The organism is Actinomycetota bacterium (assembly GCA_036280995.1).
Taxonomy (GTDB): domain Bacteria; phylum Actinomycetota; class CALGFH01; order CALGFH01; family CALGFH01; genus CALGFH01.
Genome location: DASUPQ010000532.1, coordinates 1 through 2,318 on the forward strand (window position 1 = coordinate 1; position 2,318 = coordinate 2,318).

At 69.5% G+C, this 2,318-nt stretch carries 2 protein-coding genes; one reads left to right on the plus strand and one right to left on the minus strand.

Translation table 11 applies throughout. The features are described 5' to 3' along the window. Nucleotides 1-1,541: molecular chaperone DnaK (dnaK, locus tag VF468_17855; GenBank protein HEX5880155.1), on the minus strand; the 1,541-nt coding region annotated here is incomplete at its 3' end. A gap of 438 nt (nt 1,542-1,979) precedes the next feature. Here dnaK and VF468_17860 point away from each other — a divergent pair. Next, nucleotides 1,980-2,318, plus strand: a 339-nt coding sequence (locus VF468_17860) for a phosphate-starvation-inducible PsiE family protein (GenBank protein HEX5880156.1), incomplete at its 3' end; no start/stop codon positions are given.

Genomic DNA, 2,318 nt, shown 5'->3' on the forward strand with positions numbered 1-2,318 from the left:
TGGGCCTCGGCGACCATGCGCTCGACCTCGCCGCGGTCCAGGTTGCTGCTCTCGGAGATGGTGATCTGCTGCTCGGCGCCGGTGTCCTTGTCCCGGGCGGAGACGTTGAGGATGCCGTTGGCGTCGATGTCGAAGGTGACCTCGATCTGGGGCACGCCCCGGGGGGCCGGGCGGATGTTCTCCAGGCGGAAGCGGCCCAGCACCCGGTTGTCGGCCGCCCGCTCCCGTTCGCCCTGCAGGACGACGATGTCCACCGCCGGCTGGTTGTCCTCGGCGGTCGAGAACACCTCGGTGCGCCGGGTCGGGATGGTGGTGTTGCGCTCGATCACCTTGGTCATGACCCCGCCCAGGGTCTCCAGCCCCAGCGACAGCGGGGTCACGTCCAGCAGCAGCACGTCGGGCCCCTCGCCGGTCAGCACCCCGGCCTGGATGGCCGCGCCCAGGGCCACCACCTCATCGGGGTTGACGGTCATGTTGGGGTCCTTGCCGCCGGTCAGGCGGCGCACCAGCGCCTGCACGGCCGGGATCCGGGTCGAGCCGCCGACCAGGATCACCTCGTCGATGTCGGCCTCGGTCACCTTGGCGTCCGACATCGCCTGCCGCACGGGCTCCAGGCAGCGTCCGACCAGGTCGGCGGTGAGCTGCTCGAACCTGGCCCGGTTGATGGTGGCCGTCAGGTGCTTGGGCCCGGAGGCGTCGGCGGTGACGAACGGCAGGTTGACCTGGGTCTGGGCCACCGATGACAGCTCGACCTTGGCCCGCTCGGCCGCCTCGAACAGCCGCTGCAGGGCCTGAGGGTCGTTGCGCAGGTCGATGCCCTGCTCGCCCTTGAACTGGTCGGCCAGGTAGTCGACCAGCCGGCGGTCGAAGTCGTCGCCCCCCAGGTGGGTGTCCCCGGCGGTCGCCCGGACCTCGACCACCCCATCGCCGACGTCCAGGAGGCTGACGTCGAAGGTGCCGCCGCCCAGGTCGAACACCAGCACGGTCTCGTGCTCGCGCTTGTCCAGCCCGTAGGCCAGCGCGGCCGCGGTCGGCTCGTTGATGATGCGCAGGACCTCCAGCCCGGCGATCTGCCCGGCGTCCTTGGTCGCCTGGCGCTGGGCGTCGTTGAAGTAGGCGGGGACGGTGATCACCGCCTTGGTGACCCGCTCGCCCAGGTACTTGCCGGCATCCTCGGCCAGCTTGCGCAGCACCTGGGCGCTGATCTCCTCCGGCGCGTACAGCTTGCCGCGCACGTCGAAGCGGGCCATGCCGTCCGGGCCGGCCACGACGTCGAAGGAGACCGCCTTGGCCTCGCTGGACACCTCGTCGTAGCGGCGGCCGATGAACCGCTTGGCCGAGGTGATCGTCCCCTTGGGGTTGAGGATCGCCTGCCGGCGGGCGAGCTGGCCGACCAGCCGCTCGCCCTGCTCGGTGAACGCCACCACCGAGGGGGTCGTGCGCGACCCTTCCGCGTTGGCGATCACCGTCGGGTCGCCACCCTCCAGGACCGCGATCACCGAGTTGGTCGTGCCCAGGTCGATACCCACGGCCTTGGCCATGTGCGTCCCCCATCTCCAGAGAAGACTGGCAGAATCGAGCGCTGATCCGAAGGAGCTGCAGCCCACGTCATCGCGGATGCGCGAGAGGGAGAGATCTCGTCCGAGTCCAGTTGGCGTCCGGGGGACGCGCCCGGGGGGGCAGACCTCGTCCCGCTACAGCCCGGACGCACAACAGCTGCTTCCTGAGCAAACAGAAACAACACCGATACCCGCTTCTGCTCCCCCCAAACCGGGAATCTACCTTCCTGTTTCTCCTCGCTCGGTGGGTCCCCCGAACAGCGCGCCAACCAAGGCGGCAGGCCATGATCAAGGGATTGCACACGAGCGGGCAGGAGCCTTCCGGCCGCTAGGCCGACCCTTGCGATCCCAGAGGCTCGCTTCGGAGCTATGCCTGCACCAGATGGACAAGCGCAGCTCGTTCGTGAACGATCACGCTCCGTGAGACCTCGAGGCGCCGACCGGGAGCGCCGCGATCGGTCCGGGATCGCGGTGCTGCTGGGCTACGGCGAGTTCTTCATCGACACCGTGGTCGCCCTGGCGCTCATCGCCGGCGGGACCATGCTGCTCGGCGTCGTCGTCTACGACTTCGTGCGCGACCTGGGCCAGGGGCCGTTCATCGCGGCGGTGCTCGAGCTGCTGAGCGGCCTGCTGCTGGTCTTCATCTTCACCGAACTCATCACCACCATCCGGGTCGTCATCGCCCGCCGGCGGGTGGTGGTCGAGCCGTTCCTGATCGTGGGCATCGTGGCCGCGGTTCGGCGCCTGATCGTGATCAGC